This window comes from Sphingobacterium sp. MYb388, from assembly GCF_037479535.1.
Classification (GTDB): Bacteria; Bacteroidota; Bacteroidia; order Sphingobacteriales; family Sphingobacteriaceae; genus Sphingobacterium; species Sphingobacterium anhuiense.
The window spans coordinates 22,913-48,960 of record NZ_JBBGYV010000009.1 but is presented as its reverse complement, the minus strand read 5'-3'; the positions used below and the strand labels follow the sequence as shown (position 1 = coordinate 48,960).

Genomic DNA, 26,048 nt, shown 5'->3' with positions numbered 1-26,048 from the left:
ACCTATTATTTTTAACACTTGTTAACCACTTAAACTAATTATATTTGTATTTATAATTTAACTCCTAGGACAGGAAAATAAACTGGCTCATCTTTAACTCATTTGATGAACAATTAAAGTTAGCTATTGTTTTGGCGCTATATGTTAGAAGAAATGCATTCATAAATTGAATAAGAAAAAAATATTAAATGATCCTGTCTATGGATTTGTTTCCATTCCATCGGGATTGATTTTTGAGCTTATACAGCATCCTTATCTGCAACGACTTCGCTATATTAAGCAAGTCAGTATGACACATTTGGTGTATCCTGGAGCGCTGCATACCCGCTTTCAACATGCGATAGGGGCTATGCACTTGATGTCGTTGGCGATTGATACGCTAAAAGGTAAAGGTGTCGATATCAGTGAAGAAGAGAAAGAGGCGGCACTTGCGGCTATTTTGCTTCATGATATTGGCCATGGTCCCTTTTCTCATTCTTTAGAACATACGATTATAGATGGGGTTTCGCATGAGTTACTATCTTCTCTTTTAATGGACCGTATCAATAATGAGTTCGGAGGAAAGCTTGATCTGGCCATTACTATTTTTAATAATAAATATCACCGAAAATTTTTCCATCAGTTAGTTTCCAGTCAATTGGATGCTGACAGAATGGATTATCTAAATAGAGACAGCTTTTTCACAGGAGTATCAGAAGGCGTTATTTCATATGATCGAATTATAGCTATGTTAGCTGTGGTTGATGATCAGATCGTTATTGAAGAAAAAGGAATTTACTCGGTTGAAAAGTTTTTAATAGCGCGTCGATTAATGTACTGGCAGGTATATCTCCATAAAACCGTAGTGGGCGCAGAACAGTTATTAATCAAAATACTGCAACGGGCAAAGCAATTAGCAAGTAGTGGCAACGCATTGTTTGCGACACCAGCGTTTAACTGGTTTTTGACTCAAAAAATTGATAAGAACAATTTTTTAGAAGATGCTTTACACTTGGACTGGTTTACACTTTTGGATGATACTGATATTATGTCTGGTATTAAGACATGGGCCCATCATGAAGATTCTATTTTGCGTATGATGTGTCAGAAATTGATGAGCCGTGAATTGTATCGGACCATTATGAGTAATATGCCTTTCTCAAAAGAATTGATGGATGAGGTTTATCGTCGCGTTAAAGAATATTTTCAGGTAAGTGATGACGAATTGCAATATTACGTTTTCACCCAGGAAATTCAGAACAGTGCTTATGATAGCCACAATGACCCGATTAAGATATTGATGAAGACAGGTGAGATTAGCGATATTGCTGAAGCATCAGATTTGTCGAATTTAGAGGCGTTAGCAAAAAAAGTGCAGAAGTTTGTACTGTGTTATCCCAAAGAGCTTGGATATATAGCAATTCCAGCTAAAAAATAATTAAAATATAATAAAAAAACATAGCTTTGTAGCATGCAATTTACTGCTCAACAAATAGCATCCTTATTAAATGGATCGATAGAGGGGAATCCTGATGTAGAAGTTTCAAATTTAGCGAAAATAGAAGAAGCTTCTTTAGGGGATCTTTCATTTCTATCGAATCCTAAATATGAGCAATTTTTATATGAGACTAATGCCTCTATTGTAATTGTTAATGAAGATCAACAATTATTATCAGCCCCCAAATCAACTTTAACGTTGATCCGCGTAAAAAATGCTTATACGGCATTTTCTACATTATTGAACATCTATAATGAAGTTCGCCTGGATAGAAAAGGCAGAGAAGAACCGTCATATATACATGATACTACTACCATCGGTGAGGATGGTTATATCGGAGCTTTTGTCTATATTGGCAAAGGTGGAAAAATCGGTAAAAATGTTAAAATTTACCCGCAGGTTTATATTGGTGATAATGTGATTATCGGTGACAATACGACCTTATTTCCTGGCGTTAAGATATACCAAGATTGTGTGCTGGGAAATAATGTTACTGTGCATTCTGGAACTGTAATTGGTTCTGATGGTTTTGGATTTGCTCCGCAGGATGATGGTACCTATGCTAAGGTTCCTCAAATTGGTAACGTGATTATTGAAGACGATATCGAAATTGGTGCCAATACGGTTATTGACCGTGCTACAATGGGATCTACAATATTACATAAAGGTGTTAAACTGGACAACTTGATTCAAATAGCCCATAATGTAGAATTAGGAAAGAATACTGTAATTGCCGCTCAAACGGGTGTTTCTGGAAGTAGTAAGATCGGTGAAAACGTAATTTTGGGTGGCCAGGTTGGTATTGTAGGCCATATTACTGTTGCTGACAAAAGTCAGGTACAGGCTCAAGCCGGAATCAATAGATCGATTACCGAAGCGAATAAAAAGTGGGCGGGGAGCCCTGTATTGGGTTTTCAATCCAATATGAGATCGCAAGTCATTTATGCGAAATTACCTGATCTTGAAAAACGTGTCAGGGAGTTGGAGCGATTATTAAAGGAAAATTTGAAATCTTAAAAGAACCTTTTGGTCGTTTTTGATTAAATATATGTTAGAAATGAATGTAAAACAAAGAACCATCAAGCAAGATGTGGTCATATCTGGAGTCGGTTTACATACAGGTAAAACTGTATCTATGACAATAAAGCAAGCTCCTGAAAATCATTGGTATAAGTTTAAAAGAATTGATTTAGAAGGTCAGCCAGAAATACTGGTTGATGCTGATAATGTCACAGATACATCGAGAGGTACAACGATTTCTCAAAATGGCGCAAGTGTGAGTACTATTGAACACTTAATGGCTGCTCTGGTAGGTTTACAGATTGATAACGTATTAATTGAAATTGATGGACCCGAAGTACCTATTTTAGATGGTAGTTCAGCCATATTTATTGATAAATTTGAGGAAGCTGGTTTCGAAGAGTTAGAAGCTGATCGTGATTATTTTGAAATTCAGCATGCCATACATTATATAGAATCTGAACGTAAGGTAGAAATCATGGCAATGCCACTAGATGGTTACCGTTTAACGTGTATGATTGATTTTAATTCGCCTGTATTAGGAAGTCAGCATGCTGCTATTAATACCATTGAAGATTTTTCAAAAGAAATATCTTCTTCAAGAACTTTCTGTTTTTTACATGAATTAGAAATGTTGGTTGATAATGGTTTGATCAAAGGTGGCGATTTAAGCAATGCGATCGTTATCGTTGATAAAGAAACATCTCCTGAGGAATTGAAGAAATTATCACATTTGTTCAACCGTGATGATGTTACTGTTGCAAAAGAAGGTATCTTGAGCAATATTCAGCTTCGTCATCAGAATGAGCCCGCTCGTCATAAGTTATTAGATATGGTGGGTGACCTCGCTTTAGTTGGTCGACCATTGAAAGGACATGTTATGGCAGCAAGACCTGGTCACGCCGCTAACGTTGCTTTTGCAAAGAAAATCAAAGAGCAAATCCGCAAGGATAAAAATACAAAAAAGATTAAGGTGTACGATCCAAATATGACTCCTGTATATGATACAGTGCAGATTATGAAGATTTTACCTCACCGTCAACCGATGTTAATGGTTGATAAAATATTAGAATTAACAGAAAATCATGTAGTTGGCCTGAAAAATGTTACAATGAATGAAGACTTGTTCATGGGGCATTTTCCTGGGGCGCCAATTTTCCCTGGGGTATTGCAAATTGAAGCGATGGCACAGACAGGTGGTATTCTAGTATTGAATACTGTTCCTGACCCGGAGAACTGGTTGACGTTATTTTTAAAAATTGAAAACGCACGATTTAAAGTGCAGGTAAGTCCAGGTGACACGATTATTTTTAGATGCGATTTGACGGAACCTATCCGCAGAGGCATTGCTAAAATGAAAGGTGTAGCTATGGTAGGTGAAAAAGTTGTTTGCGAAGCTGAGTTAATGGCTCAGATTGTGAAAGTAAAATAATAGTAGAGATGATACAGCCGTTAGCTTATATACATCCAGAAGCAAAGATTGCTCAAAATGTTGTTGTAGAACCATTTGCTACTATCCATAGGGATGTAGTTATTGGGGAGGGAACGTGGATCGGTTCCAATGTGACAATTATGGATGGGGCACGTATTGGTAAAAATTGTAAAATTTATCCAGGAGCAGTTATTTCAGGTGAACCTCAAGATTTGAAGTTCGACGGTGAAATTACAACTGCTGAGATTGGGGATAATACTACTATTCGCGAATGCGTTACTATCAATAGAGGAACAAAAGATAAATTTAAAACAGTAATTGGAAAAAATTGCCTTATTCAGGCATATAGTCATATTGCACACGATTGTACAATCGGTGATTACTGCATATTTTCAAATAGCAGTACACTAGCGGGACATATTACCGTAGGAGATTATGTAGTTTTGGCAGGTATGGTAGCAGTTCATCAATTCTGTACCATTGGATCGCATGCTTTCGTGACAGGTGGTACATTAGTAAGAAAAGATGTACCTCCGTTTATCAAAGCGGCACGTGAGCCTATTTCTTATGCAGGTATAAATTCTGTTGGATTAAGGAGAAGAGGCTTCTCAGAAGAGCAGATTGCTGAAATTCAAAATATTTATCGTGTTCTATTTGTTCAAAATAGAAATTTAACAAAAGCGGCGGCGATCATTGAGGCTGAATTTCAGGCAACTGAAATTCGTGACGAGATATTAGGTTTTATCCGCAACTCTAATCGAGGTGTTATTAAAGGATTTAATCAAAGGGCTGTCTAATTTTAGATCATTTGAAAATTATTTTAACAGATGTAGGTCGGCGTTATAATCGGGAATGGATTTTTAAACATATTACATATGAGTTTGAATCCGGAAAGTCATACGCCATACTTGGACCTAATGGTTCAGGAAAGTCCACTTTGTTAAAAGTGCTTTCGGGAAGTTTAGCGCCTTCCGCTGGAAGTATTTATTATGAAATGAATGATAAAGCAGTGGATGTTGAGTCGGTTTTTCAATATCTTTCGCTCGCTACGCCCTATGTAGAATTAATAGAAGAATTTACGTTACGAGAGCAAATACAATTTCATTTTAAATTTAAGAATTATCTAAGCGGATATAGTGAACCTGAGGTTGTACACTTATTAGGCCTGGAAAATGCAATAGACAAAGAACTGAAATTTTTTTCCTCAGGAATGAAGCAACGTGTCAAATTGGCTTTAGCTTGTTGCAGTGATTCTGCTTTCGTGTTATTGGATGAACCAACTAGTAATTTGGATACCGCAGGTGAAGGATGGTACTTAGAATTGGTTGATAAAACAAAGCGTGCAGATCGATTGTTTATCATTTGTTCCAACCAAGAGAAGGAATATAATTTTTGTGACCAGACCCTGTCTATTTCAGATTATAAAAGTTGATAATTATTAGATTTTTATTAAAAGATTAGATTTTGTAGTTTTGTGACTCAGAAAATAATTATAAAAGTTTAAATCATGGCAAAAGCATCAGACGTTAAGTCAGGAAATGTTTTAAGATTCAACGGTGAGTTAGTCGCTGTTGAGGAATTTATACATCGTACACCAGGTAATTTACGTGCTTTCTATCAAGCGAGAATGCGTAATGTGAAAACTGGTAAATTAGTAGAATACCGTTTTCGAGTTGACGAAAGTGTTGAGATTGCTCGTGTTGAAACAAACGATTATCAATATTTATATGAGGAGGGAGACTTTTTCGTTGTAATGGACAATACCACTTACGAACAGTTTAATATCCCTAAGTTCTTGTTTGGAACTTCGGCACGATTCTTGAAAGAGGGTATGAACGTAATTGTAGCATTTGAAAGTGATGAAGCAATTATGGCGCATGCTCCTAAAAGTGTTGAATTAGAAATAACATACACAGAGCCTGCAGTAAAGGGAGATACTTCAACAAATGCATTAAAAAATGCAACAGTGGAAACTGGAGTTGAAATTAAAGTACCTCTTTTTATTAATCAAGGAGATAAAGTAAGAATTGATACGCAAACAGGTGATTACATCGAGCGTGTTAAATAATATTAAGATTTAGGTTTAGGTTGATTATTCGGTCTTGTTAGCACCCAGCTGCAAGGCCGTTTTTTTTTCTATTATGATGACCAAAAATGAACTCAGGACATATTATCGGCATTTAAGATCGCGATTAGCTCCGTCTGAAGAGATTGATCTAAATTTGGGTCTGTTAGAAAATTTAAAGCGTTTGGAATGGCAAAACGTGAAATTTTGTCATGTCTTTTTGCCAATACTGAAATTTCATGAACCTAATACGCTGCTACTCATTTCATATTTGCAGGAAAAGTTTCCGGAGATTCAAATTGTTATCTCCAAATCGAATTTACAGTCTAATGTGATGAGTCATTATATTTATGATGATAAGTTGGCATTAGCTCATAATCAATGGGGCATACTCGAACCGGTAGAAGGAGTTTATGTTGACGAAAAGAGTATTGACATGGTGCTGGTTCCCTTATTAATTTCAGATAAGGCTGGGAATCGGATTGGATATGGAAAAGGTTATTACGATCGCTTTTTATCTTTATGCAGACCTGATGTTAAAAAGGTCGGTCTTTCATTTTTTGAACCTATAGCGATAATCGAGGACATCGATCCGCACGATATTCCTTTGGATGTCTGTGTGACACCAAAAACAATATATTATTATTAAAATAAAAGCGGGAACTATAAGTTCCCGCTTTTATTTTAATATAAAATTCGAAATTTTATGGTATTCTGAACTTTTTTAAGTTGTTTGATTAAATCCCGGTCATATTCACCTTTGATATCCGTGACAGCATAGCCTATATCAGCCTTAGTCATCAGAAATTGAGATATGATATTGATATCATTTTGAGCATAGACAAGATTAATCTGCGCCATGATACCAGGTACATTTTTATGGATATGAAGTAAACGTGTAACATCTTTTACTTTAGGAAGCAATAGATTTGGAAAATTGCGACTCATGTAGGTATCTCCATTATTAATGAAGTCGGCCATTCTTCTCGGAATAAATTCGGCGTTTCTCTTTTTGTCTTTTTTGTCATCAAAAACAACAATGCCTTTTGCATTGCAAATATCTTTGTTAAGATGATTTTTTGCATCACCTAAAACGCCAATCGTTTTGAGCTTATCGGCACGGGATAATTGATCTTCAGAAACAGAGATATCTTTTCCAAGTAAAAGCATGCCGACGTCTTTTGTATACTTTTCTTCAAAAGTGTCTTTTGTGCGCACAGAAAATCCATCTCTTTTTAATATATGAGAAGCAATTTCAGGAACCTCTCCGACGATCAGACAAAGAATCCGATTTTTAGGGTAGGAAATAGCGCGGGGTAAATTATTGACATATAGAAATTCATCAAAACTAGGTGTAATAAAATCCGCTTTTTCAGTGACAGTTTTTCTGGAAATATTTTCAGTAAATGCAAAGAATTTCTCAATAAGCCCGGATTCTTTTAATTGAAAATCAGAATACCCATCACCGATGCCGTAAATAGTACCATCTATTTTTAATTCCTGTAGTAATTTTACTTTACCGCCTTCATCCGATAAAGGATTTGATTCGTCAAATCCGATGATATTATCATGCTCATCAAATATAAAGGTGTTCGCGTAGATATTTTCCTTTTTGATATTATAAGGAATAACAACTGGCGTAATGAACTCTTTAAATCCTCCAGATACAATCCAAGCGGTGTCCGAATTTTTTTTAAAAAACTCTCTATTTCTTGAGAATGAAGTAGAGACTTTCTTTTTCAGGTGTGTAATAAGTTTGTCGAGATGACTTTTATTTGCTTGTAGTAATTGGACACGACCAGCTAATGCTTCACGAAATGAAAGTTTACCCTCCATTGCAAGATTGGTGTAGCGTTCAATTTCAAGATATATCTTTTCCCTGTCAGGATGATGTTCTAGCGAAATTTTTGCTAATTCGTCCAAAGCCTCTACTTGCGTAAAGGTACTGTCAAAATCAATGATGTAATAATTTTTCACGGTTTAGTTTGAGTTTAGGATTAGATTATTTATTGTCAGTTATAGCGTACAGCTATCTCTTTTAAGGTCGTTTCTAAAGGTTTATATTCAAAAGCTAATGCCTGTTGTAATTTTGCATCTGTATAGGCTAGCTTCTCGCTAGAAGCCCTAGCGCTATCTTTTGTAAGGGTCGATTTTTCCTTTTTTATCGATGCAACTGCAGTCGCTAGCGTAGCTGCGATCATCAGTACAGCAGGAGGGATTGCTATTTTAGGAGCTGCTTTACCCATCAAGGCACTTGCCTTCTCCAGTAGTTCCTTATTGCTGAGGTTCACATTGTTGATAATAAAACGCTCTCCTGAAATATTTTTTAGTGCCATTAGATTGCGCATAATGGAAGCCACATCTTCAACATCAACCACACCAACAGTACCTGTTGGGTAGTATTTTAATCCTTTATTGATTAATGAAAATATTGCACCGGAACCTTTTGCACCAGAGGAAGCTCCAATGATAACAGATGGATTTACGATAACAGCATTTAAACCTTCCGCAATACCTCTCCAAACTTCCATTTCACTTTCATATTTTGAAATTGCGTAGTTGGATAACGAAGACTCATATTCCCAATAGTCTTTTTCACTAACAGGAGCTTGATTTTTACTGGATCCTAATGCAGCAACAGAACTGACATGAACAAGTCTGGCCTGATGTGCTAGACAAAGGTTGACAACATAAGCGGTCCCTTCAACATTTACTTTTTTCATGTTCACCGCATCTTGTTTTTGGTAAGATACGACAGCGGCACAGTGGTACACCTCAGTGATATTTTGGAATGCTTCTTCAAGATCAAAGTAGTTACAAATATCAGCGTCAATCCATTGGATTAAAGACGATGATAATAGCTGTTCTGGAATTATCGAGTTTGAGCGTTTCGTAGCTATCACATCAATTCCTAAATCGATCAATTGCTTGATCAATGTAGCCCCTAAAAATCCGGTTCCTCCTGTTATTAATATCACATGTTAAAGATAACGTTAAAAATAATGTTTTCAAAAGTAAGTTAATAAATGGATATTTGTCTAAGGCAAGGTTTTAATTTTTGATTACCGTCAACACAAATTCATCATATGTCATTATCCGTTTTTTTTAGTCCGATTGTTACCCAAAAGCTATTTCCTGAAGAAGGATTTTTTCGTTCGCAACTTGGCAATGTTGTTCGTTTTTATGACAATCAATTTCCGACTTGGGATAAAGACGATAAGCCACAATTGGCTATAATTGGCGTAGAAGAAGATCGTGCTGCTGTTAATAATCAGGGCTGTGCAAAATCTCCTGATGCGATAAGAAAACATTTGTATCAGCTTTACCAAGGGGATTATGCAATCAACGCTGTTGATCTCGGTAATATTAAAGAGGGGGCAACGATAAAAGATACTTACGCAGCACTTAGAGCAGTTGTGGAAGAATTATTAGCCGATGATATCGTTCCCATAATAATTGGTGGTGGTCAGGATCTGACCTATGCACAATACTTAGGCTATCAAAATCTGGGGCAAAAGGTGGAAGTGGCCGTAATAGATGGTCGATTTGATCTGAACCAGGAAAGTGGTGAACAGGTTGCACTGGATTCAAGATCATATTTGAACCATATTATTCTGCACGAACCCGATTACTTATTTAATTTAAATAATATTGCATATCAGACCTATTTGGTAAGTAAAGAATCGTTGAATATGTACGATAAGTTATTCTTCAATGCTACTAGGCTCGGTGCAATAGCCGGTCGAATGGATCAATCTGAACCGCTGGTGCGAGCCGCTGATATGGTTAGTTTTGATATTGGAGCTATCCGTGCTTCTGAAGCTTCGGGCAATGCGAATGCAATGCCAAATGGTTTATTTGGCGATGAAGCCTGCCAGATTGCACGTTACGCAGGGATGTCAGATAAATGTTCTTCAATCGGGTTCTATGAATTTAACCCATCTTATGATCCCATGCAGCAAACAGCCATGTTGGTATCCCAGATGATCTGGTGCTTTATAGATGGCTTTTATAACCGTAAGCAGGATACCCCTTTATTACCAAAATCGTCTTATATTATCTATAGAACGACCCTGGAAAATGAGGAACATGAATTGGTATTTGTTAAAAGTAAAAAATCAGATCGCTGGTGGATGCAAGTTCCATATTTTGGGTCACGTTCTGTTAATGAAAGGTATCATTTGGTTCCTTGTCGATATGAGGACTATCAGATGGCTGTTACAGGTGAAATGCCTGACCTTTGGTGGCGAACTCATCAAAAGTTACAGTAGTTTTAATGGTCTGAAAAGACCATTTTTTATTTAGTTAAGTGAATTTATGGAAACAGTGTATATTATTATCGTTATCATTTTATTAGTTGTTCTAATTGTAATTTCTTTGAAAAAGAAGGATTCACATCAAGATGATAATCAGTGGAGACAGGAGAAGGAATTAATGGCAATAGAACTGGCAAAAGTGCAGCAACGTGAACAGAGTTTATTGCAAGAGCGGGCGATGTTGCGTGATGAACTGGAAAAAGAACGGGAGCATGTACTGATCGTTGAACGTTCTTTAGAGAGCACGCGTTCTTTTTATGAGGCGCAGCAAGATAAGTTTCAGGAGCAGAAAGTGGAGATTGCTGCTATTAAAAGCCAATTTAATACCGAGTTTCAGGTCATTGCCAATAAAATTTTAGAAGAAAAGACACTTCGATTTACAGAAACCAATTCGAAGTCCATTGGATTGATCTTAGATCCTTTAAAAGAAAAAATCAAACTTTTTGAAGAGAAAGTGGATAAAACTTATTCGCAGGAAGCCGCAGAAAGAAACTCTTTGAAAGGTGTGGTGCAACAGCTGATGGAGCAAAGTTTGCGGATTAAGGATGAAGCGACCAACTTGACGCGTGCTCTTAAAGGTGACGCAAAGAAACAGGGAAATTGGGGCGAGGTAATCTTAGAACGTGTTCTGGAACGCTCGGGGCTTGTGAAGGATCGTGAATTTAGATTGCAGGCATCATTTACAGATATTGATGGGAGACGAATGCAACCCGATGCCATTATTGATTTGCCCGAAAATAAACATCTGATTGTCGATTCGAAAGTTTCTTTGATAGCTTACGAGCGTTGGGTAAATGCAGAAGATGATATCGATCGTGCTGTTTTTGCAAGACAGCATATTTTATCTGTGGAAAATCATGTCAAAGACCTTTCTGCAAAAAATTATCATGAATTGTATGGTATTGAATCTCCAGATTTTGTCTTACTCTTTATGCCGATAGAATCTGCTTTGAGTATGTCGGTTTCCGAAAAACCAGATCTTTTTAGTGATGCATGGGATAGAAAGGTCGTAATTGTAAGCCCATCTACGCTTTTAGCAACCTTACGTACCATAGCTAGTATCTGGAAACAAGAAAGACAGACACGTAATGTTATTGAAATTGCCAAGGAAGCCGGAGCACTTTATGACAAATTCCACGGATTTTTAACAGATATGGATCAAGTACAGGCACAATTGCAAAAAGCATTGAAAAGCCATGAAGATGCTTCTAAAAAACTATCTTTCGGCGCTGGTAATGTGATTAAGCGCGTGGAGAATCTGAAGAAATTAGGTGCTAAGGCAAATAAGCAAATTGATTCCAAATATTTGGATGAAGAAATAGAAGAAGAGGATTAAACCTCTTCTTCTATTTCTTCGTTCATTTTCTTAAGTCTTTTATTGATCGATATATCGATAGAAGCATCTTTTAAATGGTCTATAGCAGCTTTCTCCGTAACGGTATAAGCATCCGATTCATATTCATCGATTATGCGTTGATTGTAGATCGCCTTATCATAAGCATCTCTTCCTGAAAGAAGCTTAACGAATACCGGTAAACACTCAAGGAAAATAAAAAGTAATCCGATGAAAGTAACCGCATTTGCAGTTGCTTCATCCACTTGTCCGTTAGCTTTAAACTTAAGGTTTCCAAGGGCTGAATTTCGGTCAGCAAATCCAGCCAGATTAACAGCGCTATCCAAACTGGCATTTGAAAGCCCTTTTTGATTTAATATACCTTCCGCTTTTTGTTTGTCAAGTATTAAGCGCTCTTTAGCTATAATTGAGCTACGTAAACTGTCAAGATATACTGTTGATTTTTCTAATTCAAGTTCTTTTCGTTTTGCATATGGTCCGTATCCTACTACACCAGATGTTTCGGTTGTTTTATTACCGAAGATTTCAAAGTTGAGCTTTTGTCGATCGGCTTTGATTCTTGCATCAAGGGAATCTCTTTCTGTGGTAAGTGATTTAAGTTGAGTGAGATCAAACGTATATTTTTTGTTAAAAATAATATTTAGACTGTCTATCTTAGCTCGTTCATTGGCAATATAGGTTGTCTTTAAATTTTCTCTTATTTCTTTGTCGAAAATTTTAAGCTCTAAAGGTCTTGAAATAACGATACCAATTAATATGGCAAGTAATATCCGTGGTAAAGCCTGTAAGAATTGAAAGCCACCTGTTTTCGATTTATTAATACTCAATACAATATAACGGTCCATATTGAAGATCATTAGACCCCATATGATACCAAATACAATTGCTAAAAGCCAATCTAGATAGGTTCCACTAAAAACAAAATACATAGCATAGCCACCAGAAAGGGAGGCAAAAAGACCCGTGAAGAAAATGGTAGCACCAATAGCCACATACTTATTATGTTCTTGCGGATATTTTTTTAATGTCTCTTCATGTACACCTGCGCAGTACAAGAAAAAATGATTGATATTATTCATTAATGAAGATTTATGCTATGAGACAACAAAATTATAAAATAGTTTCAGTACTTTTCTGGTTATTACAATATTGTGATAAATATACAATACTTATTTTGATCTTTCTAAAAAGTATTACTTACACAAATATTTGTAACTTTGCCCAAATTATTGCGAGAATAAAAAGATATATAATGAAGAAAAAACGACTTTTGCCATTTTTTTTAATTGTGGCAACAGCCTTTGTTGGTTGCGAACAAAATAAACAAATGACAGATAACCCGCTATTATTAGCATACGATACTCCATTTAATGTTCCTCCATTTGATAAAATTAAAGATGAACATTTTAAACCCGCTTTTGAAGAAGCGCTTAAGGTGCATAATTTAGAGATTGATACAATTATAAATAATTCCGAAGATCCATCATTTGCCAATACCATTGTTGCATTAGAAAATGCTGGAAAATTATTGGGTAATGTATCTACCGTTTTTTATAATTTGAATCAGGCAAATACTAACGATAGTATAAAAGCAATTGCTAAAGAATTAGTGCCCATTATGTCTGCACATAATGATGAAATTTCTTTAAATGCGAAATTATTTGAAAGAGTAAAAGCTGTTTGGTCTAAGAAATCATCGTTAGGTTTAGATAGTGAAGATAATAAATTGTTGGAAGAGACCTATAAATCGTTTGTTCGTGCGGGAGTTAACTTAAAAGATGCTGATAAAGAGAAATTGAAGAAAATTAATTCTGAATTATCGTCATTAACATTACAATTCGGACAGAATTTGATGACTGAGTCTAAAGCTTTTGAATTGGTTGTCGATAGTGCTTCACAATTAGAAGGTCTATCAGAGGCTTTAAAATCAGCGGCTGCTGAAGATGCAAAAGCTAAGGGTAAAGAAGGAAAATGGGTTTTTACTTTGCAGAATCCTTCTATTATGCCATTCTTGCAATACGCTAAAAACAGAGAATTAAGAAAACAAATCTGGGAAGCATACCAAACACAAGGAAATCATGATGATGCTACTGATAATAAAGAAAACTTACGCAAGATTTCAAATCTTAGATTAGCAAAAGCTAAATTATTGGGTTATGCATCTCATGCAGCGTTTGTTTTAGAAGAATCTATGGCTGAAAATCCCGCAAATGTATATGCATTGTTAAATAAATTATGGACTCCGGCACTTAATAAAGCAAAAGGCGAAGCTGCTGATATCAATAAAGAGATAAAAGCAGAGGGGGGTAATTTTGAAGTAGCCCCTTATGACTGGAGATACTATACAGAGATTATCCGTAAAAAAAGATTCGCATTAAACGAAGATGAAATCAAACCTTACTTTAGTTTGCCTACAGTAAGAGAAGGCGCATTTGCTGTCGCTAATAAATTATATGGATTGACGTTCGTTGCTTTAAACAACGTTCCTGTATACCAAAAAGATGTTGAGGTGTACGAAGTAAAAGACAAAGATGGCTCTCACTTAGGTATATTATATGCCGATTTTTTTCCTCGCGAATCTAAAAGAAGTGGTGCATGGATGACATCTTACCGTAATCAAAGTAAAACAGAAGGAAAGCGTAATGCTCCTGTAATCTCGATCGTTTGTAATTTCACAAAACCTGTTGGTGACCAACCGGCATTATTAACTTTTGATGAAGCGAGTACTTTGTTTCATGAATTTGGACATGCTTTACATGGTTTATTATCGAATGTAAAATATAAAAGTCTAGCAGGAACATCTGTTTCAAGAGATTTTGTAGAGCTCCCATCTCAGATTATGGAAAATTGGGCTGCAGATCCACAAGTATTGAAAGAATATGCAAAGCATTATAAAACTAAAGAAGCAATTCCAGATTCTTTAATTGCTAAAATGGAGAAGGCTGGAACGTTTGATCAAGGTTTCGCGACTGTAGAGTATTTGGCAGCTTCTTTATTAGATATGAACTATCATGCAACGACATCACCTATTACTGGAGATATCAATGATTTTGAAAAAGGAGCTATGAAGAAGATTGGTTTAATTGATGCAATAATACCACGTTACAGAAGTACCTATTTCCAACATATTTTTGCCAGTGGGTACTCGGCGGGCTATTATGCCTATATCTGGTCGGAGGTATTAGACTCAGATGCTTTTGCAGCTTTTAAAGAAAAGTCATTGTATGATCAGCCAACAGCAGATTCATTTCGTCGTAATATCTTAGAAAAAGGAAATACAGGAGATCCTGCACAAATGTATAAAACATTTAGAGGAGCGGATCCAGATCCGAAATATTTGTTAATTAAGCGTGGCTTGAATTAAACACAAAAAAAGGAGCAAAATTATTTTTGCTCCTTTTTTTGTTTTTTTATTCGTCAGATTCGGAATTAATCTTTACATTTGATTATTATTTATAATTAGTCTAAATACATACAAGGTGTCATGTTTTAAATAAAGCGAATCATATGTGTCAATCAGTCGTTCTCAGCCATAAAGGCAAATCTCATATCAGTTATTGCACGAAGTGTAAAACATTTTATATCTGGCAAGACTCTTTCCTATTAAGTTTAGGTTATCTTCAGTTTGAGTCCTTTGTTTCCGCAACGATGAGAAGTAATGTGAAAGGGAACTATTTTAGCTTTCCTGATGGTGATATGCGCGTATTGATTGATACACCTTGTCCAGAAATTGTTTTTGTTTTTAATGAAACCGAATGGAATGATTTTTCGGATGCACTGTCAGAATCCACTTACATGAGCGAAATATATCAGATGATGTCCAGCTAAAGATAAAAAGTCCTGTAGGCCTTTTCCACTTTCTTCTTCTATTCTTTTAAAAGGCTTTACAGGCACTATTAAAGTCCGATGTTAATTTATATACGAATCAAATAAATAATATTCGGACTTCTCTCGAACCCAATACATAAAAAATTGGTAAATAAAAAAGGGTTGTTTTCAAACAACCCTTTTTTTATTACAGAAATGCATAGACTTATTCACCGATAGCATAATATTTAAATCCTAGATCTTCCAGGTACTTTCTGTTTAACAGTTTTCTGCCATCAAATATAAAAGCGGGTCGTTTCATTTGGTGTTTTATGGTGTACCAGTCATAGTTTTTAAACTCCTCCCATTCCGTTAACACAGCAATAGCATGGGCGTCTTGGCATGCCTGAATGGGATCATTTACGACCTTTACAAGTGCTCTATTTTCTTCAGGACTTCTTGTATTTAAATAATCGAGATCAGCGTAGATACGTTCGGCTGTGACTTTAGGGTCGTATATCGTGATTTCAGCTTGTTCACTTAATAAGTAATCAGCAACGTAAATAGCTGCAGATTCTCTAGTGTCATTTGTATCCTTTTTAAAAGCCCATCCCAAGAATGTAATTTTCTTTCCTGATACTGTATTGTACAAAGTTTGGATGATATTATCTGCAAAGCGCTGTTTTTGGTGATCATTCATGATGATGACCTGATCCCAATAATCTGCGACTTCATTCAGACCATAACTTCTTGCAATATACACAAGGTTTAAAATATCCTTTTGAAAACAGGAACCGCCAAACCCAACAGATGCCTTTAAAAATTTTGAACCAATACGGGTATCCATGCCAATTGCTTTAGAAACTTCATCCACATTGGCACCTGTTTTTTCGCAGAGTTCAGAGATCGAATTTATCGATGAAACGCGTTGTGCCAAAAAGGCATTTGCCGTCAATTTAGATAATTCCGAAGACCATAAGTTAGTCGTCAAAATGTTAGTGTCAGGAACCCAATTTTGGTAAATTTTTACGAGCGTATCAATTGCTTCTTGATTTTCTCCACCAATTAACACGCGGTCCGGGGCTAATAAGTCTTGAATAGCAGTACCTTCGGCTAAAAATTCTGGATTGGATAGGATATGAAAATTAACACCATTGCCTGTATGGTCGAGAATACTTTTTAATGCTGCTGCAGTACGCACAGGTAAAGTAGATTTTTCGACAATAATCTTATCTGTTTTTGCAACAGAAGCAATTTGTCTCGCACATAATTCAATGTATTTGAGATCAGCAGCCATCCCTTTTCCTTTGCCGTAGTTTTTGGTAGGGGTATTGACAGAAATAAAAATCATATCTGCTTCATCTATAGCTTTATCAACATCAGTAGAGAAAAATAGATTACGACCCCTTGCCTCAGCGACAATCGCTGTCAGCCCTGGTTCGTAGACCGGAAGGTTATCCAAATTTTCGTCATTCCAGGCCGCAATACGTTCGACATTGACATCAACAATGGTGATTTGGATATGAGGACATTGTTGGGCAACAACAGACATCGTCGGTCCGCCTACATATCCAGCACCGATACAACAGATTTTTTTGATATTAAATGACATAGCTTTCTATTTCAGCATTCTTATGGTATTGCAAAAATAGTAAAATATTTAGTTTGGATAGCAGAAATGCCGATGAATTTGATGTTGTAATTGCTTATATATTTATTAAATTTACTGATTATAAAAGGATACGAAATTGATCAAGCAAGAGATAATAGATAAGGTGTTGGATGCTGCTCGAATAGAGGAGGTTGTAGGTGATTTTGTAGACTTGAAAAAGAGGGGTACATCGCTTATTGGTAACTGTCCTTTTCATCATGAGAAGACGCCATCTTTTCACGTTTCTGTTTCCAAAGGAATCTATAAATGTTTTGGATGTGGGGTTGGAGGAGATTCGTTGAAGTTCGTGATGGAACTAGAGAAATTTTCTTATCCGGAAGGCATTAAATACCTCGCTAATAAATACAGTATAGAGGTTGAAGAGGTTGAACGCTCGCCAGCACAGTTAGCGGCTCAAGATAAGAGAGAAAGTTTATATGTGTTGAGCGCATGGGCCAGTAAATTTTTCAAAGATGAAATGTGGACCACAGAGATGGGGCAGGTTATTGGCCTGCACTACTTTAAGGAACGTGGCTATCGGGAAGATATCATCAAAAAATTTGAATTGGGCTATTCCCCCGATAATTGGACTGCACTTGTTGATGCAGCGACCAAAGCGGGTTTTCATCCCGACTATCTGAAGGAAATTGGGCTTGCGATCGAGCGCGATGATAAAAGCTTATACGATCGTTTCCGCGGACGTGTTATGTTTCCTATCCATAATTTGACTGGAAGAGTAATCGGTTTCGGAGGAAGGACATTAAAGACAGATAAGAAAGTTCCCAAATATGTAAACTCACCAGAGAGTGATATCTACCATAAGTCAGATGTGCTTTATGGACTCAATTTTGCGAAAAAAGCAATTATGGAGGAGGATAACTGCTATTTGGTAGAAGGATATGCAGATGTAATATCTACCCATCAAGCAGGTGTAGAAAATGTGGTATCTTCATCAGGTACATCATTGACGACAGCACAGATTCGACTTATTGCGCGCTTCACAAAAAATGTAACAATTCTTTATGATGGAGATGAAGCTGGGATTAAAGCTTCTCTTCGGGGAACGGATATGTTGCTGGAGGAAGGTTTGAATGTTAAGATTTTGCTTTTCCCAGATGGTAATGATCCCGATTCGTATGTAAAGACTTATGGTTCTTCCGTATTTAAGTCCTATATCAAAGAGAATCAACAAGATTTTATTTTTTATAAAACTAGAATTTTACTTCGCGATACCAATAATGATCCGATAAAAAGGGCAGAGGTGATCCGTGATGTCGTTGAGAGTATCGCATTGATTCCGGATGAAATTAAAGTTTCAGTTTTTATACGGGAGTGCAGTAATTTATTGGATATTGAAGAGCGAATCTTACTTTCAGAATTAAATAAGATCCGAATTTCAAAATCTAAGAAAGCAGATAAGGATTTCACTAAGAAGAGTACTCCGGTTATGGGGGCAGGGGCTCCACCAATGGATGGACCTCCTGCAGATTTTTTCATGACCGATGAAGAAAGAGGTGGTGCCGCGCCGCTGGCACCAGAGACACCTGCGCAGCAGATTACTTCAGAAATACTTCAAGAACGTGAAATTATACGGATTCTTATCAATTATGGCGACTATCTGGCGACCTGGGAAGGGGACGGAGATATACCAGTAGCAGGGGTTTTACTAAGTAATATCGCTGATGTCAATTTTGAGGACAAGGCCGCAGCTTTTATCTTAAATGTTTATCGTGAGGCGGTTGAAAAATTTGAAATACCGGAGGCTAAGCAGTTTTACTCTAATCAAGACGCTGCTGTTGCTGAGCTTGCTATTAACTGTGTTGCGTCCAAGTACAATCTGAGTGAAAACTGGAATGATGATAAACGTAAAATCTATGTAACTCAAGAATATGAGCATTTAAAAGTGCTTGTTATCACTTCGATTTACCGCATCAAAAAACGTAAAATAACCCGTGAAATGGTCAAGATCCGTGAAGAGCTAAAGACGGAAAAGGATGACGCGAATGTCGAAGTTTTAATTTTCAAATATCAAAAACTTAAAGATGCCGAGAAGATGTTAGGAGGATTACTCGGAAATACCGTAGTCAAGTAAAGTATGGCCAAGCATCTTGAATTCGGCAAATTAGGAGAGTCTTATGCGGAAAAATTTCTGCAGGATTTAGGGTGTGAAATTTTGTTAAGAAATTGGCGATATAAGAATTTAGAAGTAGATTTGATAGTCAGAGATGCCGGTATTTTAGTTTTTGTTGAGGTAAAAACTCGTCGTAAGCTTGATTACGGAGAACCGTTTGAGTTTGTTGACTGGCAGAAGAAACGAAAATTGACAAGAGCTGCAGATGTATATTTGAAAAAATATGATGTGACTGGAGAAATTCGCTTTGACATTATATCAGTTCTCATCACAGATAAAGATAACATACAATTAGAACACATCAAAGATGCGTTTTGGAATGAATAAAAGTAGATTTAATATGAAAAAAACAACCTATATCCTCTTAGGTTTAGTACTTGGTTTAAGTGCCTGTAAAACGAAGAAGTCAGGTAAACTGGAGTTTGCTAAACCCGATGCTAGCCAATCAATTCAGCTAGGTGATCCAATTCAATTTCAGCTCAAATTTAATTCACCTGATCTGGACTCGGTTGTATATTATATCGATGATAAGATGGTTGCTTCTGGAAAAGATACTTCTGCAGTGCAGGTAGACAGTAAGAACTTAGCCTTGGGTACACGCAATATTTCTGCAAAGGTATATCAAGGAACAAGTATTGATAGTGCAAACGCATACATCACTATAGTGCCACCAGCTCCAAAAGAATATGGGTTCGAAATTGTCAATAAATTTCCACATGATACGACAGCATTTACCCAAGGGTTACAATATGAAAATGGGTTTTTGTATGAGTCAACAGGTAGTGGCGGAGGTACACTTACCTCCTTGAGACGCGTTGACTTAAAAACTGGTAAAGTGCTACAGAAAAAAGAGTTTGATTCAGAAAAATATTTTGGTGAAGGAATGACCATCATGGGAGATAAAATCGTGATGTTGACATGGAAAAATATGGAAGGTTTTGTTCTTAATAAATCAAGTTTTGAACTGGAGAAAACTTTTCCTTATAAGGATAGTAAAGAAGGTTGGGGCTTAACCTACGATGGCAAAAGATTAATTAAGTCTGATGGATCCAATAAATTATATTTTTTAGATCCGAATACACAGCAAGAAATGAGTTCTGTTGATGTTTATGACGAAAATGGTCAGGTGAATTTTCTAAATGAACTGGAGTATATTGATGGTAAAGTGTATGCCAATGTATATGAAAAGGATGTTATTGCTATTATAAATCCTGAAACTGGAATCGTAGAAGGTCGAATTAATTTAGTTGGGATCTATCAGCATGCACAATACGATAATGAGTTGAATGGTATCGCCTATGATCAAGCAGGTAAAAGATTGTTTGTCACTGGAAAACTTTGGAATACGCTATTTGAAATCAAGATGATCGCCCGTTAGGCTACCTACCTTGTCACATTAAAAAATATCTATTTTCAATCAGTAGCTTTGATGCGATGAAGATTGAAAAAAAGAGCATAAATAGATTTTATGCTCTTTTTTTTGTCTTAAGTTTTGGACGCATTACCTCTCTTAGATAGACATATAGATTTGCTGGGAATCTTATGAGAGACACCTTTGAATCTTGTTAGATTTTAGTAGGAATATTTAATAGCTTAAAGGCAGGGTTTGTAGAGGATTTATAGAGCTTTACCTCTATGAACCCTCTACAAACCCTCTATTATCACACTATAAAAACTTAAGGAAATTATAAGATGATCCCTATTAGATAGTAAGTTGTTTCAACTGTCATGAAGGGAGGTCATTTGTTTACGATTTACCAAATACAGGTGGTAGGAAATGTATTTGTTGCTATAGGGTCATTGCCTTTTCTAACAGGACTTAGATCGTTTGAATTAATAGCTAGGGATAATAAGTCATAGCTATTGAATTAATTCATTTTGCAAAATATTTTTCTTTTATCAAGCAGATCTCTATGGTAAAGGAGAAATTTATGATTGTATGCCAATCGGTGATGCTCAAGTAACAATGGATCGCTATGGATATTTTTAATAAGATCCATAGCGATCCATTTTTTTATTAAGGGCGTAACGTATTTGGCTTAATATAAAACTGCATTTTATCACTTAGGGGTTCAAATTCTTCTTTTTGAGCCTCTTCCACACGGTCTGGGTAAAGTATTCCATATAAATGATCTACTTCATGCTGAAAAATAACGGCAGTAAACCCCTCAATATTTTCCTCCTTTATTTTGCCTTCTTTACTAATATATTGTAAGCGGATGGTATTACTGCGAAGTACCTCTTCCCGACGATCAGGTATTGATAAGCATCCTTCAACTCCCTTTCTGATGAATTTTGATCGCCAAATAATTTTAGGGTTAATGTAACTTTCAAAAGGTTCACCTACTTTATCAAATCGTTGTACAACAATTAAGTTTTTATTTATTCCTATTTGCGGGGCCGCGATGCCAACGCCAGCATGCTCTGGATCTTGGACTGTGCTAAACATTCTTTTTTCTAAGATTGCGATCGATGGGTCATCAAATTTAAGGTCAACAGAAGTGGTCGTTAATACAGTCAGATCTTTCTCATTTGTAATTTGTAGCACACGTAATTTTTCTGTTTCTGTACCATTATTGATGATCTTAAGATCATCTGCGCTAAAATTTTGTCCTGCCTGAATATCTACTGGTCTTTCGTTTTTTTGTTTATGAAAAGCTTTTTCTCCTGCCATAATCTTTGTCTCTAAAATGTTTTCTTGAGGTGGTACAGGGCAGCGATAGCCATTGCTGTACGCACAGTAAGGGTTGTAAGCGGTATTAAAATCTATAGTTGCTTTGCCATTTATGATGTCCTCCGTTGATAAATCAATATAACGTCCTCCACTATAGCTTTCCTGACCGTTTGTTAAATCTAAAAAGGGTAGAAAGAGGTGGTTTTTGTATTGTGGATTTTGAAATAGCGCCGCACTTTGATAAACTGTCAGTTGATAGGGTTTATTGTTTAAAGTGAAATTTAAAATAGCATAACGTTTATAGGGGTTGCTAGTTCCATCGTAAGTGGGCATTTTGAACGTTTCTTCTCCTATTAATAAGGTAACGTCCGCCGTCACTTGGTATGCTTTATCTACTGGGAAATAATCTAAAAACTGTACCTGGTCTGCCGGTAAAGGACCGAATTTTGACTTGGAGAGACTCAAAGCTTTTTCTTGGCGATCTTTTAGAATAAGCGCCTGGTAATCTTGAGCATTTGCTTTTATACTTACAGTCATTAAGAAAAGCCCAATTAATATGGTGTATTTCATTCATTTTAATTTAAAGTCTAGCAAATTTATAGATTTTTTTTGATCAATAGGGAATCTATTTTACAGAAACAGAATCGTATTTTTGTCAAAATATTTAAGATAGGCATCGTTATGAGATTAATGGCTTTTGATTATGGAACAAAAAGGATCGGTATTGCAGTGACAGATCCGATGCAAATAATTGCAACAGCATTAACGACGGTGCATCCGGATAAAATTTGGGAGTTCTTAGAAGATTATTTTAAAACAGAGCAGGTGGAGACGTTTGTATTGGGCAAGCCTTTGCAAATGGACGGGACGGATTCGGAGTCTGCGATTCATATTTTAGGATTTGCAAGACGGTTAAAGAAAACATACCCTTTGATCCCTATTATTGAAATAGACGAACGGTTTACGTCAAAAATGGCCGCTGCTGTTATCGCTCAAAGCGGTAAGAAAAAAAATAAAAGACAAGAAAAGGGTATTGTGGATACCATATCAGCAACCTTGATCTTGCAGACATATATGGAAACTAAAGCATTTTAATATGGCATTAAAAGATATTCTATTCTTTGTAGAAGATATTGATTTTAAATTAAAGGAAAAGGCAAAAATTCGTCAGTGGATTGTGGATACAATCAAGGCTGAAGGATTTAAACGTGTTGGTGAACTAAGCTTTATCTTATGTTCAGATGCTTATTTATTGGAAATTAATAAGCAGTATTTGAATCATGATACTTATACAGATGTTGTTACTTTTGACTCCTCGGAAGATGATGATGTGATTGCTGGTGATATATTTATCAGTGTTGAGCGTATTACAGAAAATGCTGCTAAATTTAAAGTTGATAGTAAAGATGAGTTACAGCGCGTGATTATGCATGGCGTATTACATTTATGTGGATACCATGATAAAAAACCCGAAGATAAAACGTTGATGACGGCTAAAGAGAATGAGTATCTTGGGAAACGAGGTTTTTAGATATAAAAAAGGCTTGCAATAATACTATTGCAAGCCTTTTTTATATGATTTGATTAAGACTAAAATCTCTCGAATTGAGAAAAGAAAAATGCACCTTCGATTTGAGCGTTTTCATCTGAATCAGAACCATGAACCGCATTAGCATCGATAGATTTTGCATATTTGTTACGGATGGTACCTTCTGCAGCTTCAGCAGGGTTAGTAGCACCGATTAAAGTACGGAAATCTTCAATTGCATTTTCTTTCTCCAAGATAACAGCAACAATAGGACCTGAAGTCATAAAGTTTACTAATTCTCCGTAGAAAGGACGCGCGCTGTGTACTGCGTAAAAAGCACCCGCTGTTTCTGTAGTCAATTGAATATATTTCATTGCTACGATTTTGAAACCACCAGCAATAATATCATTCAAAATAGCGCCGATGTGACCATTTGCTACTGCATCTGGTTTGATCATCGTAAAAGTTCTGTTAGTTGCCATTAATGTTATTTTTTTTGCAAAAGTAATGATTTCCACCAATAACTGAAAGATAAGCATATTATATTATCATTACGACTATTTTTATGTAACTTTTTCTTTGATAAAAAGTATTTTCTTTGCGTGTCTAGAAATGATTAACTTTGTACTATTATGGCATTAAATCTAACAGTTGATATTGATAAGGATTCCGGTTTTTGCTTTGGTGTAGTCTATGCAATAGACATGGCTGAGGAAATTCTTGAGGAAGATGGTTATTTGTACTGTCTAGGCGATATTGTACATAATGATGAAGAAGTTGCTCGACTAAAAGCAAAGGGTTTGCGGATCATTGCTCATGATGTTCTTCCCACTTTACAACATGAAAAAGTCCTTATCCGTGCACATGGTGAAGCTCCAGAAACTTATAAGATCGCTCTAGAGAATAATATTACGCTAATTGATGCATCGTGCCCCGTTGTTCTCAAGTTGCAAAATAGAATTAAAACTTCTTTTGATCAGGATGAGAAGATCCTCATCTTTGGGAAGCATGGCCATGCTGAGGTTGTTGGTTTGCAGGGACAAACTAATGATGAAGCTTTAGTTTTTCAGGATATTGCTGAGTTGGATGATGCCGACTTGCCAGCATCCTTTACACTTTATAGCCAAACGACGAAGAGTGTAGATAAGTTTTATCAGATCAAAGATGAGTTGATCAAGAGAGGCTATGAAGTAAAAGCAAACGATACCATTTGTCGCCAAGTTTCTAATCGTTACGAAGATCTGGTACACTTCGCCAAGATGTATGACAAAATTGTTTTTGTTTCGGGTAAAAAATCTTCCAATGGTAAAGTTCTTTTTGAAGTTTGCTTAAAAGAAAATCCTGATACTTATTTTGTTTCAGAAGTTGGAGAGATTGATGTAACAGTTTTCAAAGAAGGCGATCGTGTGGGTATTTGTGGAGCGACCTCAACACCTATGTGGCTGATGAAAGAAGTCAAAGCTTACTTAGAAGCAATATAACCTCACAATTACGCGTCATAAATATTTCATATTGTCGTAGATAGCAATATCTACGATCTAATTTTCATACTTTTGTTTCAAATGAGTAAGAAAGCTACCAAAGGAATTTTATTAGTTCAACTGGGGACTCCGGATAGTCCTGCCACATCAGATGTAAGAAAATATTTAACAGAATTTTTAATGGACGGAAGGGTAATTGATATTCCATATATCAATAGAACACTTTTAGTTAGGGGAATCATAGCTCCTACTCGTGCTCCGAAGTCTGCTAAAATTTATGAAACAATCTGGGATAAGGAAACAGGTTCTCCTTTGATGCATTACAGCATTATACAGCGTGATCTCTTGCAGGATTCTTTAGGGGAGGATTATCATGTCGAATTGGCCATGCGTTACCAGAGTCCTTCTATTGAAAATGCTTTAAAAAATATGGAGGGAATGCTTCTGGATTCGATTCGTGTTATTCCTTTATTTCCGCAATATGCATCTGCGACCAGTGGATCTGTTATTGACCGCGTGATGGAACTGATTCGTAAATGGAATTATTTACCGAATATGAGTTTTGTAAGTAGTTATTGTCAAGAGCCACTCATGATTGAAACCTTTGCAGATCATGCAAGACAGCATGATATTGCTCATTTTGACCATATTGTATTTAGTTATCACGGGCTTCCTGTACGTCAATTGGGGAAAGTTGATCCAACCAGGCAGTTAAGTTGTCCGGAGGATGGTTGTGATTCGTGTAAAAATACGGTCAATTCTTTTTGTTATCTGTCACAATGTCATGCAACTACAAGAGCAATTGCGCAAGAATTAGGTCTTGAAAAGGAGCAATATAGCATCTGTTTTCAATCGAGATTAGGCAAAGAACCTTGGATTCAACCTTATACGTCAAGTTTATTAGAGGACTTGGCACAAAAAGGCAAGAAGAAATTATTGGTATTTAGTCCAGCATTTGTTGCCGATTGTATTGAAACAATAGATGAAATTGGCGTGGAATATGCTAATGAGTTTAAGCATTTGGGAGGTGAAGAGGTTCAATTGGTTGAAAGTCTAAACGGTGATCCTAAGTGGATTGAAGCATTGAAGCGCTTGGCTTTGAATGCTTAATA

At 36.3% G+C, this 26,048-nt stretch carries 24 protein-coding genes; 18 read left to right on the top strand and 6 right to left on the bottom strand.

The genetic code is table 11. The features are described 5' to 3' along the window. The first annotated feature begins 166 nt into the window (after window positions 1–166). The 7 genes from WH188_RS21925 to WH188_RS21895 all read left to right on the top strand — a co-directional run bounded on the left by WH188_RS21925 (window position 167) and on the right by WH188_RS21895 (window position 6,643). Window positions 167–1,417 carry an HD domain-containing protein gene (locus WH188_RS21925; RefSeq protein WP_132771622.1) on the top strand — a complete coding sequence of 417 codons (1,251 nt, stop codon included), beginning with the start codon at window positions 167–169 and terminating at the stop codon, window positions 1,415–1,417. A 33-nt stretch (window positions 1,418–1,450) separates the two neighbouring features. Then, window positions 1,451–2,494, top strand: coding sequence for a UDP-3-O-(3-hydroxymyristoyl)glucosamine N-acyltransferase (gene lpxD, locus WH188_RS21920; protein WP_021191866.1), 1,044 nt, complete (start codon window positions 1,451–1,453; stop codon window positions 2,492–2,494). 40 nt (window positions 2,495–2,534) lie between these two features. Beyond that, complete coding sequence (locus tag WH188_RS21915; RefSeq protein WP_183916341.1) at window positions 2,535–3,929, top strand: bifunctional UDP-3-O-[3-hydroxymyristoyl] N-acetylglucosamine deacetylase/3-hydroxyacyl-ACP dehydratase; 1,395 nt, start codon at window positions 2,535–2,537, stop codon at window positions 3,927–3,929. Between the two features lie 8 nt (window positions 3,930–3,937). Next, entirely contained in the window at window positions 3,938–4,726 is a 789-nt protein-coding gene (gene lpxA, locus WH188_RS21910; protein WP_021191865.1) for an acyl-ACP--UDP-N-acetylglucosamine O-acyltransferase, read from the top strand. A gap of 11 nt (window positions 4,727–4,737) precedes the next feature. After that, complete coding sequence (locus WH188_RS21905; protein WP_132771620.1) at window positions 4,738–5,361, top strand: ABC transporter ATP-binding protein; 624 nt, start codon at window positions 4,738–4,740, stop codon at window positions 5,359–5,361. Window positions 5,362–5,436: 75 nt separating this feature from the next. Next, window positions 5,437–5,997 (top strand): elongation factor P, encoded by a 561-nt coding sequence (gene efp, locus WH188_RS21900; protein ID WP_021191864.1) that lies wholly within the window; start codon window positions 5,437–5,439, stop codon window positions 5,995–5,997. A gap of 73 nt (window positions 5,998–6,070) precedes the next feature. Further along, window positions 6,071–6,643, top strand: a complete 573-nt coding sequence (locus WH188_RS21895; RefSeq protein ID WP_237682853.1) for a 5-formyltetrahydrofolate cyclo-ligase — start codon at window positions 6,071–6,073, stop codon at window positions 6,641–6,643. A gap of 35 nt (window positions 6,644–6,678) precedes the next feature. On the opposite strand, the gene WH188_RS21890 is transcribed toward WH188_RS21895, so the two are convergent. Both WH188_RS21890 and WH188_RS21885 read right to left on the bottom strand, forming a co-directional pair. Beyond that, the gene (locus tag WH188_RS21890; RefSeq protein WP_021191862.1) at window positions 6,679–7,971 is read right to left on the bottom strand and encodes an HAD-IB family phosphatase; all 1,293 of its coding nucleotides are present in this window, start codon (window positions 7,969–7,971) and stop codon (window positions 6,679–6,681) included. A 35-nt stretch (window positions 7,972–8,006) separates the two neighbouring features. Beyond that, the gene (locus WH188_RS21885; protein ID WP_021191861.1) at window positions 8,007–8,972 is read right to left on the bottom strand and encodes an NAD-dependent epimerase/dehydratase family protein; all 966 of its coding nucleotides are present in this window, start codon (window positions 8,970–8,972) and stop codon (window positions 8,007–8,009) included. A 108-nt stretch (window positions 8,973–9,080) separates the two neighbouring features. On the opposite strand from WH188_RS21885, the gene WH188_RS21880 reads away from it, so the two are divergent. Further along, entirely contained in the window at window positions 9,081–10,265 is a 1,185-nt protein-coding gene (locus tag WH188_RS21880) for a formimidoylglutamase (protein WP_021191860.1), read from the top strand. Between the two features lie 46 nt (window positions 10,266–10,311). Further along, a complete protein-coding gene (rmuC, locus tag WH188_RS21875; RefSeq protein ID WP_021191859.1) occupies window positions 10,312–11,646 on the top strand; it encodes a DNA recombination protein RmuC in 1,335 nt (444 codons plus the stop codon). Here the strand turns inward: rmuC and WH188_RS21870 are convergent. Then, window positions 11,643–12,743 carry a DUF4407 domain-containing protein gene (locus tag WH188_RS21870; protein ID WP_021191858.1) on the bottom strand — a complete coding sequence of 367 codons (1,101 nt, stop codon included), beginning with the start codon at window positions 12,741–12,743 and terminating at the stop codon, window positions 11,643–11,645. The two genes, rmuC and WH188_RS21870, sit on opposite strands and share 4 nt — an antisense overlap. 173 nt (window positions 12,744–12,916) lie before the next feature. Here WH188_RS21870 and WH188_RS21865 point away from each other — a divergent pair, with 173 nt between their 5' ends. Together WH188_RS21865 and WH188_RS21860 are read left to right on the top strand one after the other, a co-directional pair. Then, entirely contained in the window at window positions 12,917–15,028 is a 2,112-nt protein-coding gene (locus WH188_RS21865) for a M3 family metallopeptidase (protein ID WP_132771618.1), read from the top strand. A gap of 143 nt (window positions 15,029–15,171) precedes the next feature. Beyond that, window positions 15,172–15,492, top strand: a complete 321-nt coding sequence (locus WH188_RS21860) for a hypothetical protein (protein ID WP_031286983.1) — start codon at window positions 15,172–15,174, stop codon at window positions 15,490–15,492. A gap of 205 nt (window positions 15,493–15,697) precedes the next feature. Here the strand turns inward: WH188_RS21860 and WH188_RS21855 are convergent, their stop codons facing one another. Then, window positions 15,698–17,083: a nucleotide sugar dehydrogenase gene (locus tag WH188_RS21855; protein ID WP_132771617.1), complete on the bottom strand. Its 1,386-nt coding sequence runs from the start codon at window positions 17,081–17,083 to the stop codon at window positions 15,698–15,700. 136 nt (window positions 17,084–17,219) lie between these two features. Between WH188_RS21855 and dnaG the strand changes: the two genes are divergently transcribed. The 3 genes from dnaG to WH188_RS21840 are packed head-to-tail and all read left to right on the top strand — an operon-like array spanning window position 17,220 to window position 20,631. Next, the gene (gene dnaG, locus WH188_RS21850) at window positions 17,220–19,214 is read left to right on the top strand and encodes a DNA primase (RefSeq protein WP_132771616.1); all 1,995 of its coding nucleotides are present in this window, start codon (window positions 17,220–17,222) and stop codon (window positions 19,212–19,214) included. A gap of 3 nt (window positions 19,215–19,217) precedes the next feature. After that, complete coding sequence (locus WH188_RS21845) at window positions 19,218–19,580, top strand: YraN family protein (protein WP_132771615.1); 363 nt, start codon at window positions 19,218–19,220, stop codon at window positions 19,578–19,580. Window positions 19,581–19,593: 13 nt separating this feature from the next. Beyond that, on the top strand, window positions 19,594–20,631 hold the full coding sequence (locus WH188_RS21840; protein ID WP_132771614.1) for a glutaminyl-peptide cyclotransferase: 1,038 nt from the start codon (window positions 19,594–19,596) through the stop codon (window positions 20,629–20,631). A 639-nt stretch (window positions 20,632–21,270) separates the two neighbouring features. Here the strand turns inward: WH188_RS21840 and def are convergent. After that, window positions 21,271–22,497 (bottom strand): peptide deformylase, encoded by a 1,227-nt coding sequence (gene def / locus WH188_RS21835; RefSeq protein ID WP_132771613.1) that lies wholly within the window; start codon window positions 22,495–22,497, stop codon window positions 21,271–21,273. Between the two features lie 111 nt (window positions 22,498–22,608). Between def and ruvX the strand changes: the two genes are divergently transcribed. Together ruvX and ybeY are read left to right on the top strand one after the other, a co-directional pair. Then, entirely contained in the window at window positions 22,609–23,022 is a 414-nt protein-coding gene (gene ruvX / locus WH188_RS21830) for a Holliday junction resolvase RuvX (protein ID WP_132771612.1), read from the top strand. A 1-nt stretch (window position 23,023) separates the two neighbouring features. Further along, window positions 23,024–23,458, top strand: a complete 435-nt coding sequence (gene ybeY / locus WH188_RS21825) for an rRNA maturation RNase YbeY (RefSeq protein ID WP_168127917.1) — start codon at window positions 23,024–23,026, stop codon at window positions 23,456–23,458. 59 nt (window positions 23,459–23,517) lie between these two features. Here ybeY and WH188_RS21820 read toward each other — a convergent pair whose 3' ends face one another. Further along, window positions 23,518–23,937 (bottom strand): nucleoside-diphosphate kinase, encoded by a 420-nt coding sequence (locus tag WH188_RS21820; protein ID WP_132771610.1) that lies wholly within the window; start codon window positions 23,935–23,937, stop codon window positions 23,518–23,520. Window positions 23,938–24,087: 150 nt separating this feature from the next. Here WH188_RS21820 and WH188_RS21815 point away from each other — a divergent pair, with 150 nt between their 5' ends. Further along, the gene (locus WH188_RS21815; RefSeq protein WP_168127916.1) at window positions 24,088–24,936 is read left to right on the top strand and encodes a 4-hydroxy-3-methylbut-2-enyl diphosphate reductase; all 849 of its coding nucleotides are present in this window, start codon (window positions 24,088–24,090) and stop codon (window positions 24,934–24,936) included. An 81-nt stretch (window positions 24,937–25,017) separates the two neighbouring features. Further along, window positions 25,018–26,046, top strand: a complete 1,029-nt coding sequence (gene hemH, locus WH188_RS21810) for a ferrochelatase (RefSeq protein ID WP_132771608.1) — start codon at window positions 25,018–25,020, stop codon at window positions 26,044–26,046. Window positions 26,047–26,048: the final 2 nt, after the last annotated feature.

Excerpts from the sequence above, each read along its gene's own strand:
- ybeY (WP_168127917.1), top strand. The coding sequence starts at position 23,024 with ATGGCATTAAAAGATATTCTATTCTTTGTAGAAGATATTGATTTTAAA.
- def (WP_132771613.1), bottom strand. The coding sequence starts at position 22,497 with ATGAAATACACCATATTAATTGGGCTTTTCTTAATGACTGTAAGTATA.
- lpxA (WP_021191865.1), top strand. The coding sequence starts at position 3,938 with ATGATACAGCCGTTAGCTTATATACATCCAGAAGCAAAGATTGCTCAA.
- WH188_RS21820 (WP_132771610.1), bottom strand. The coding sequence starts at position 23,937 with ATGGCAACTAACAGAACTTTTACGATGATCAAACCAGATGCAGTAGCA.
- WH188_RS21865 (WP_132771618.1), top strand. The coding sequence starts at position 12,917 with ATGAAGAAAAAACGACTTTTGCCATTTTTTTTAATTGTGGCAACAGCC.
- WH188_RS21840 (WP_132771614.1), top strand. The coding sequence starts at position 19,594 with ATGAAAAAAACAACCTATATCCTCTTAGGTTTAGTACTTGGTTTAAGT.
- lpxD (WP_021191866.1), top strand. The coding sequence starts at position 1,451 with ATGCAATTTACTGCTCAACAAATAGCATCCTTATTAAATGGATCGATA.
- WH188_RS21870 (WP_021191858.1), bottom strand. The coding sequence starts at position 12,743 with ATGAATAATATCAATCATTTTTTCTTGTACTGCGCAGGTGTACATGAA.
- WH188_RS21895 (WP_237682853.1), top strand. The coding sequence starts at position 6,071 with ATGATGACCAAAAATGAACTCAGGACATATTATCGGCATTTAAGATCG.
- efp (WP_021191864.1), top strand. The coding sequence starts at position 5,437 with ATGGCAAAAGCATCAGACGTTAAGTCAGGAAATGTTTTAAGATTCAAC.
- rmuC (WP_021191859.1), top strand. The coding sequence starts at position 10,312 with ATGGAAACAGTGTATATTATTATCGTTATCATTTTATTAGTTGTTCTA.
- WH188_RS21915 (WP_183916341.1), top strand. The coding sequence starts at position 2,535 with ATGAATGTAAAACAAAGAACCATCAAGCAAGATGTGGTCATATCTGGA.
- WH188_RS21845 (WP_132771615.1), top strand. The coding sequence starts at position 19,218 with ATGGCCAAGCATCTTGAATTCGGCAAATTAGGAGAGTCTTATGCGGAA.
- WH188_RS21815 (WP_168127916.1), top strand. The coding sequence starts at position 24,088 with ATGGCATTAAATCTAACAGTTGATATTGATAAGGATTCCGGTTTTTGC.
- hemH (WP_132771608.1), top strand. The coding sequence starts at position 25,018 with ATGAGTAAGAAAGCTACCAAAGGAATTTTATTAGTTCAACTGGGGACT.
- WH188_RS21855 (WP_132771617.1), bottom strand. The coding sequence starts at position 17,083 with ATGTCATTTAATATCAAAAAAATCTGTTGTATCGGTGCTGGATATGTA.
- WH188_RS21860 (WP_031286983.1), top strand. The coding sequence starts at position 15,172 with ATGTGTCAATCAGTCGTTCTCAGCCATAAAGGCAAATCTCATATCAGT.
- ruvX (WP_132771612.1), top strand. The coding sequence starts at position 22,609 with ATGAGATTAATGGCTTTTGATTATGGAACAAAAAGGATCGGTATTGCA.
- WH188_RS21880 (WP_021191860.1), top strand. The coding sequence starts at position 9,081 with ATGTCATTATCCGTTTTTTTTAGTCCGATTGTTACCCAAAAGCTATTT.